This is a genomic window from Streptomyces albidochromogenes (genome assembly GCF_005981925.1).
GTDB classification, from domain to species: Bacteria; Actinomycetota; Actinomycetes; order Streptomycetales; family Streptomycetaceae; genus Streptomyces; species Streptomyces albidochromogenes.
In genome coordinates, this window is the sequence record NZ_VBVX01000310.1 from 1 (window position 1) to 7,320 (window position 7,320).

Annotated in this window: 9 protein-coding genes and 3 tRNA genes; 5 read left to right on the forward strand and 7 right to left on the reverse strand. The window is 72.2% G+C overall.

Features of this window, described 5'->3' with window-relative positions:
- Window positions 1-339: 339 nt before the first annotated feature.
- The 6 genes from E2E34_RS28305 to E2E34_RS28330 all read right to left on the reverse strand — a co-directional run bounded on the left by E2E34_RS28305 (window position 340) and on the right by E2E34_RS28330 (window position 2,868).
- Entirely contained in the window at window positions 340-1,395 is a 1,056-nt protein-coding gene (locus E2E34_RS28305; RefSeq protein ID WP_138904734.1) for a UDP-N-acetylmuramate dehydrogenase, read from the reverse strand.
- A 50-nt stretch (window positions 1,396-1,445) separates the two neighbouring features.
- A complete protein-coding gene (locus tag E2E34_RS28310; RefSeq protein WP_138904735.1) occupies window positions 1,446-1,874 on the reverse strand; it encodes a MaoC family dehydratase in 429 nt (142 codons plus the stop codon).
- Window positions 1,874-2,326, reverse strand: coding sequence for a MaoC family dehydratase N-terminal domain-containing protein (locus E2E34_RS28315; RefSeq protein ID WP_138898162.1), 453 nt, complete (start codon window positions 2,324-2,326; stop codon window positions 1,874-1,876). Before E2E34_RS28315 ends, E2E34_RS28310 begins: the two co-directional genes overlap by 1 nt.
- 94 nt (window positions 2,327-2,420) lie before the next feature.
- Window positions 2,421-2,585, reverse strand: coding sequence for a 50S ribosomal protein L33 (rpmG, locus tag E2E34_RS28320; RefSeq protein ID WP_003956487.1), 165 nt, complete (start codon window positions 2,583-2,585; stop codon window positions 2,421-2,423).
- Window positions 2,586-2,673: 88 nt separating this feature from the next.
- Window positions 2,674-2,746: transfer RNA gene (locus E2E34_RS28325), tRNA-Met, on the reverse strand.
- Window positions 2,747-2,795: 49 nt separating this feature from the next.
- Window positions 2,796-2,868 (reverse strand) — tRNA-Thr (locus E2E34_RS28330).
- Between the two features lie 212 nt (window positions 2,869-3,080).
- Between E2E34_RS28330 and E2E34_RS28335 the strand changes: the two genes are divergently transcribed.
- On the forward strand, window positions 3,081-4,337 hold the full coding sequence (locus E2E34_RS28335; RefSeq protein ID WP_138904736.1) for an amidohydrolase family protein: 1,257 nt from the start codon (window positions 3,081-3,083) through the stop codon (window positions 4,335-4,337).
- Window positions 4,338-4,403: 66 nt separating this feature from the next.
- Entirely contained in the window at window positions 4,404-5,060 is a 657-nt protein-coding gene (locus E2E34_RS28340; protein ID WP_138904737.1) for an SDR family oxidoreductase, read from the forward strand.
- A 112-nt stretch (window positions 5,061-5,172) separates the two neighbouring features.
- Here E2E34_RS28340 and E2E34_RS28345 read toward each other — a convergent pair.
- Window positions 5,173-5,254 (reverse strand) — tRNA-Tyr (locus E2E34_RS28345).
- Between the two features lie 223 nt (window positions 5,255-5,477).
- On the opposite strand from E2E34_RS28345, the gene E2E34_RS28350 reads away from it, so the two are divergent.
- The 3 genes from E2E34_RS28350 to E2E34_RS28360 all read left to right on the forward strand — a co-directional run.
- Complete coding sequence (locus E2E34_RS28350; RefSeq protein WP_093799580.1) at window positions 5,478-5,966, forward strand: YajQ family cyclic di-GMP-binding protein; 489 nt, start codon at window positions 5,478-5,480, stop codon at window positions 5,964-5,966.
- 160 nt (window positions 5,967-6,126) lie between these two features.
- On the forward strand, window positions 6,127-6,681 hold the full coding sequence (locus E2E34_RS28355) for a methylated-DNA--[protein]-cysteine S-methyltransferase (protein WP_138904738.1): 555 nt from the start codon (window positions 6,127-6,129) through the stop codon (window positions 6,679-6,681).
- Window positions 6,678-7,320, forward strand: a 643-nt coding sequence (locus E2E34_RS28360; RefSeq protein WP_138904739.1) for an alpha-ketoglutarate-dependent dioxygenase AlkB family protein, incomplete at its 3' end; no start/stop codon positions are given. The genes E2E34_RS28355 and E2E34_RS28360, both read left to right, overlap by 4 nt.

Sequence of the window (7,320 nt, forward strand, 5' to 3'; positions counted from 1 at the left end):
CTTCGCGTGAGGGCTTCGGGGGCGGTGCCGCGCCGGGGCGTCTCCTCGGGTGCCGAACGTGCGGCAGCGGTTGCCCGCGACGCCCAAGGTTGCGTTCGACACCCTGCGGGGAGCGCCCCGGCACGTCCCCTCACGGCGGTAAAAGTCCGAAGCCAGTGGTGGGGCGGCCGGTCGGAGGTGACACCCCCGCTCGTGGGGAGCGCCCCGCACGTCCCCTCACGGCGGTGAAGGGCGAAGCCAGTGGTGGGGCGGCCGGTCGGAGGTGACACCCGCTCGTGGGGAGCGCCCCCGCAGGTCCCGCATGGTCGCGAAGGGCGAAACCAGTGGTGCGGCGGCGGGTCAGAGGGTTACGCCTACCGTCACCGGTTCGTTCACCAGGGTCACGCCGAACGCCTCGTGAACGCCCGCCACCACCTCGCGCGCCAGCGCCAGCAGGTCCTCGGTCGTGGCCTCCCCGCGGTTGGTGAGGGCCAGCGTGTGCTTGGTGGAGATGCGGGCGGGGCCCGTCCCGTACCCCTTGGTGAAGCCGGCCTTGTCGATCAGCCAGGCCGCGGAGGTCTTCGTCATGCCGTCGCCCGCCGGGAACGCCGGGGGCGTCACCTCGGCTCCGAGGCGCTCCTGGGCGCGGGCCAGGAAGGCGGCGTACTCCTGGTCGGTGAGGATCGGGTTGGTGAAGAAGGAGCCCGCCGACCACGTGTCGTGGTCCTCCGGGTCCAGGACCATGCCCTTGCCCGCGCGCAGCTTCAGCACCGTCTCGCGGGCGACGGCGGCCGGGACCCGGTGGCCGGCCTCCACGCCGAGGGTGCGCGCGGTCTCGGGGTATTTGATGGGGGCCGACATGCCGCCCGCGTCCTCCAGCGCGAAGCGCACGCGCAGGACGACGAAGCGGTCCGGGTGCTGCTTGAAGCGGCTGTGGCGGTACGAGAAGTCGCACGCGGCGGCGGGCAGGGTCACCGTCCCGCCCTCGCGGCGGTCGTAGGCGACGACCTCGGTGATGACGCTGGAGACTTCCTGGCCGTACGCCCCGACGTTCTGGATCGGGGTGGCGCCGGCGGAGCCGGGGATCCCGGCGAGGCACTCGATGCCCGCGAGGCCGGCCTCGACGGTGCGGGCCACCGCGTCGGTCCAGACCTCGCCGGCGGCCAGCTCCAGCGACGTGCCGTCGAGGTGGAAGCCGGTGGTCGCGATGCGCAGGGCGGTGCCGTCGAAGCCCTTGTCGCCGATGACCAGGTTGCTTCCGCCGCCGATGACGAGCAGCGGGGTGCCGGTCTCGTCGGCCTCGCGGACGGCGGCGATCACCTCGTCGTCGGTGGTGGCCGTGACGAGGCGGGTCGCGGGGCCACCGAGCCGGAAGGTGGTCAGGGGGGCGAGGGGGGCGTCGTGGAGTTCCTGCACGGGGACAAGCGTACGGGGCGCCTCCGGCCGGCAGAGGCGCCCCGTCGGCGTCAGGCGAGCCGGACCACGGCGCGGGACATGCCCAGGACCTTCTGGCCGGCGCTCATCGCCGTCAGGTCCACGCGGACCTTGTTGTCGTCCAGCACCGCGCCGATCTTGGCGGACACCTCGATCAGCGCGCCCTCGTCGTCGTTCGGCACGACGACCGGCTTCGTGAAGCGCACGCCGTACTCGACGACGGCGGCCGGGTCGCCCACCCAGTCGGTGACCACCCGGATCGCCTCGGCCATGGTGAACATGCCGTGCGCGATCACGTTCGGCAGCCCGACCTCGGTGGCGAACTTCTCGTTCCAGTGGATCGGGTTGAAGTCGCCCGAGGCGCCCGCGTACCGCACGAGCGTGGCGCGGGTCACGGGGAAGGACCGCGCCGGCAGCTCGGTGCCGACCTCGACGTCCGTGTAAGAGATCTTCGCCGCCATCACGCCTCCTGGGCCGCGCGCGCGACGAGCTTCGTCCACGCCGTCACGACATGCTCGCCGGACTCGTCGTGGACGTCACCGCGGATGTCCAGGATGTCGTTGCCGGCCATCGACTTGACCGCCTCTATGGTCGAGGTGACCGACAGCCGGTCCCCCGCGCGCACCGGGCGGTTGTACGCGAACTTCTGGTCGCCGTGGACCACGCGGCTGTAGTCGAGTCCGAGCTGCGGGTCCTCGACGACCTGGCCGGCCGCCTTGAAGGTAATGGAGAAGACGAAGGTCGGCGGGGCGATCACATCGGGGTGACCGAGTGCCTTGGCGGCTTCCGGGTCGGTGTACGCGGGATTGGTGTCGCCCACTGCCTCGGCGAACTCGCGGATCTTCTCCCGGCCGACCTCGTACGGTGCGGTGGGCGGATAGGCCCGCCCCACGAAGGACTGGTCGAGCGCCATGGACTCGTACCTCCTGATGCCTGATGAATCGACTGATACCAAACGACGCGAGGCCGCCCCCGAAGTGGGGACGGCCTCGCATACGAGCCTGTGTTTAGCGGGTTTCGCGGTGCGCGGTGTGCGAGTTGCAGCGCGGGCAGTGCTTCTTCATCTCAAGACGGTCCGGGTTGTTACGCCGGTTCTTCTTGGTGATGTAGTTCCGCTCCTTGCACTCCACGCAGGCCAGCGTGATCTTCGGGCGGACGTCGGTGGCAGCCACGTGAGTGCTCCTTGGACGGACGGTTGACGGATGAACGCATAAAAGAGTAGCCGATCGAAGGACCGACCCCACAATCGGCTACCGTGTGTAGCGGTGACCGGACTTGAACCGGTGACACAGCGATTATGAGCCGCTTGCTCTACCGACTGAGCTACACCGCTTTGATGGCCGGATCCCCCCGCCCGAAAGCGGGGGATCACCGATCACCAGAGCCCCAATACGGAATCGAACCGTAGACCTTCTCCTTACCATGGAGACGCTCTACCGACTGAGCTATTGGGGCGAGCGATGAAGACATTACACGGTCGCCCGCCGATCGCCCAAATCCGTTTCCCGTACCCCCGCGCGTGCCCATCACAGCGGTCTCGTACGCCACTCGTGCCCCACACCGGTACGACTTTTCCGCTCCTCCTCGAAGGCTGGTTTGCGGGCCCCTAGGCTCGACTCACGCTGCGTGATCTTGATCTTGCACGCCAGAGCCCCACCAGGAGCCCGATGTCCGACAGCCAGCCGCAGCCGCCCCGATCGCCCGGCGGCACCCCTGGGAACAGCGACGGCTTGCCCAGCACCGACAGCAACACGCTCCTGCTGTGCGCGGCTCGTCTCACCGACGGCCGCACCGTGGACGTGCGCCTCAGCGGCGGCCGCATCGAGGCGGTGGGGACGGCGGGCAGCCTGCCCGCGGTGGGCGCGCGCGTGGACCTCGGCGGCCATCTGCTGCTGCCGGCGCCCGCCGAGCCGCACGCCCACAGCGACACGGCCCTGACCGCCGACGCCGGTCCCGTGTCGTACGGCACCGAGGACGTCCAGCGACGCGCCACCGAGGCCGTACTGCTGCAACTGGGGCATGGGGCCACGGCCGTGCGCACGCACGTGCGGATCGGGGACGTGCAGGGGATCCGGGCCATGGAGGCGGTGCTCCAGGCCCGGCGCTCGCTGCGCGGGCTCGCCGACCTGACCGCCGTGGCCGTTCCCCGGCTGCTGACGGGGCTGGCGGGCGCGGACGGTCTCGCGATGCTGCGGGACGCCGTGAAGATGGGCGCCGGCGTGGTGGGCGGCTGTCCGGATCTCGACCCGGACCCGGCCGGGTACACCGAGGCCGTCCTGGAGATCGCCGCCGAGCACGGCTGCCCCGTGGACCTCCACACGGAGGGTGACGATCCGGCGCGGCTCGCGCGGCTCGCGGCGATGGTCGGCGGGCTGCGGCCCGGGGTGACCATCGGCCCGTGCGCCGGGCTCTCCCGGCTTCCGCTGGACGCCGCGACGCGCGCGGCCGGGCAACTGGCCGCCGCCGGGGTGAGCGTGGTGTGCCTGCCGCAGGGCGACTGCTCCGGGGTGGAGCGCCGGGGTGGCGCCCCGGCTCCCGTACGGCTGCTGCGGGCCGCCGGGGTGCGGGTCGCGGCGGGCAGCGGGGCGCTGCGGGACGTGGCCAATCCGGTGGGGCGGGGCGATCCGCTGGAGGCCGCCTATCTGCTGGCGTCGCAGGGCGGCATGCGGGCCGCCGACGCGTACGGCGCGGTGAGCGCGGCGGCGCGGGAGGCGATGGGGCTGCCCGAGGTGCGGGTGGAGGCGGGGTTCCCGGCCGAACTGGTCGCCGTGCGCGGGGACCGGATCGCGGGCGTGCTGTCCCTGGCGTACAGCCGTGTCGTCATCCACCGCGGGCGGGTCGTGGCCCGAACGAGCGCGGTCCGCGAGTACTGCGACTCGGCGGCCGCCGTCGCGCTCGATCTGCCGCGCCAGGGCCGGGGCTGAGTCCGTATCAGGCCCGTGCGGCCCGGCCCTGAGCACGAGCGCGCCGGGGCGCGTACGGTCGGAGGCATGCGCATTGTCATCGCTGGTGGACATGGACAGATCGCGATGCGGCTGGAGCGGTTGCTCGCCGCGCGCGGGTACGAGGTCGCGGGCGTCGTCCGCGACGTGAAGCAGAGTGAGGATCTGCGGGCGGCGGGCGCCGAACCGGTCGTCCTGGACCTGGAGTCGGCCACCGTCGAGCAGGTCGCCGACGTCCTGGAGGGCGCCGACGCCGCCGTCTTCGCGGCGGGCGCGGGCCCCGGCAGCGGCACCGAGCGCAAGGACACGGTGGACCGGGGCGCGGCCGTGCTCTTCGCCGACGCCGCAGAGCGGGCGGGCGTACGCCGCTACCTCGTGGTGTCGTCGATGGGCGCCGACGAGCGGCGGGCGGGCGACGAGGTGTTCGACGCGTACCTGCGCGCCAAGGGCGCGGCCGACGCGGACGTACGGTCGCGGGCCGGCCTGGACTGGACGATCCTGCGGCCGGGCAGCCTGACGAACGACGCGGGCACGGGCCTTGTGACGCTCGGCGCCTCGACCGGGCGCGGTCCGGTGCCGCGCGACGACGTGGCGGCCGTCCTGGCGGAGCTGCTGGAGACCCCGTCGACGGCCGGGCTCACCCTGGAGCTGATCAGCGGGTCGGTGCCGGTTACGGTCGCGGTGAAGGACGTCGCCGGGAACTGAGCCGGAGGGGCCGCGTCGAAGACCTGTCGGCGCGGGCCGGCGCGGTGCCGTGGGAACGAGAAAACCCCTTCCGGTCTGCTTCTCAGCAGTCCGGAAGGGGTTCCCCCACCTGTGGCGGCGCCAGGATTCGAACCTGGGAAGGCTAAGCCGGCGGATTTACAGTCCGCTCCCATTGGCCACTCGGGCACACCGCCATGGGATGTCGCTCCGGGACGACCGCCTGGGCGGTTGTTCCGTGGCAACGACGTAAACGATACCCGATGCCCGGGGGTGCTCCGCCACCGGATTGATCAGCCCTCGGGGCGGGTGCGGGTGGCTAGGCTTTACCGCAGCGGCCCGGGGCGCCCGGCCGCGCGCCCGCCCCGTGCGGCACCCCGTACCGGTATTCCGTCCCCCGAGCACAAGGAGCCACAGGACATGGCCGACTCCAGTTTCGACATCGTCTCGAAGGTCGAGCGGCAGGAGGTCGACAACGCCCTCAACCAGGCCGCGAAGGAGATCTCGCAGCGCTACGACTTCAAGAACGTCGGCGCCTCGATCGATTGGTCCGGCGAGAAGATCCTGATGCAGGCCAGCTCGGAGGAGCGGGTCAAGGCGATCCTCGACGTCTTCGAGACCAAGCTGGTCAAGCGCGGGATCTCGCTCAAAGTGCTGGACGCCGGCGAGCCGCAGCTCTCCGGCAAGGAGTACAAGATCTTCGCGTCCATCGAGGAGGGCATCTCCCAGGACAACGCCAAGAAGGTGGCGAAGATCATCCGTGACGAGGGCCCCAAGGGCGTCAAGGCGCAGGTCCAGGGCGACGAGCTGCGGGTCAGCTCGAAGAGCCGTGACGACCTCCAGGCCGTGCAGGCGCTGCTGAAGGGCAAGGACTTCGACTTCGCGCTGCAGTTCGTGAACTACCGCTGACCGCGGCCGCCGGTCGCCGTGACGGTGGCACGCGTCGGAACGGGGGTGGGGGCGGCTCGGCCGGCTCCGCCCCCGTCGCGATGTCCGAAACCCGCCAGCCGGGACGGGCGGGGCGGCGCAGACTCGTGGTGACGGGACGTACCGCGAAGGGAAGGAAGCCATGACGCTCTACGCGACCATGGACAGCCCGCTCGGCGAGTTGCTGCTGGTCGGCGAGGTGTCCGCGACCGCCACCGGCGGTGTCGCGCTGGCCTCGCTGTCGGTGCCCGGGCAGAAGGGCGGGGTCGCCCTCGACGACGTACCGGCCGGGTGGCGGCGGGACCCCGGGGCCTTCGCGGAGGTCGCGCGGCAGGTGCGGGCGTACTTCGACGGGACGCTGACGCGGTTCGACGTGGAGTACGCGGCGGGCGCCGGTACGGAGTTCCAGCGGCGGGTGTGGGACGCGCTGGAGAGCGTTCCGTACGGCACCACGACGTCGTACGGGCGGCTCGCCGAGCGGATCGGCGTCTCGCGGGCCGGGGTGCGGGCACTGGGGACGGCGATCGGGCGCAATCCGCTGCTCGTCGTGCGGCCGTGCCACCGGGTGATCGGGGCGGACGGCTCACTGACCGGGTACGCGGGCGGGCTCGAGCGCAAGCGGCTGCTGCTGGAGCTGGAGACCGAGGGCCCGGCGGCCCGGGGACCGGCCCACGGAGGAGTCGGAGCGTCGGCGTGAGCGGCCTCTTCCCCCGGGAGCGGGCGCTGATCGCGCCGGGGGCCGTCCATGTGCCCGGCTGGCTGTCGGTGGAGGAGCAGCGGGAGCTGGTGGCGGCGTGCCGTCAGTGGGCGCGGGGTCCGGTGCCGATCCGCCGCACGCGGCTGCCCAACGGCGGTGTCATGTCGGTGCGGACGGTGTGTGTGGGCTGGCACTGGCAGCCGTACCGGTACACGCGCACGGCGGACGACGTGAACGGGGCACGGGTCGCGGAGTTTCCCGAGTGGCTGGTGGCACTGGGGCGACGGGCGGTCGCGGACGCGTACGGAGAGGGCGGCGGTCCGGGGCCGGGGGTGGAAGGCCTGCCGGCGTCCGCGGAGTACTCCCCCGACACGGCGCTGGTCAACTTCTACGACGGCGACGCGAGGATGGGCATGCACCAGGACAAGGACGAGCGGTCCGGGGCTCCCGTGGTGTCGCTGAGCATCGGGGACGCGTGCGTCTTCCGGTTCGGAAACACGCGGGGGCGCGGGCGGCCGTACACCGACGTCGAGCTGGTGTCCGGGGACCTCTTCGTCTTCGGCGGTCCCGCGCGCTTCGCGTATCACGGGGTGCCGAAGGTGCTGCCCGGGAGCGGGGACCCTGCCTGCGGGATGTCGG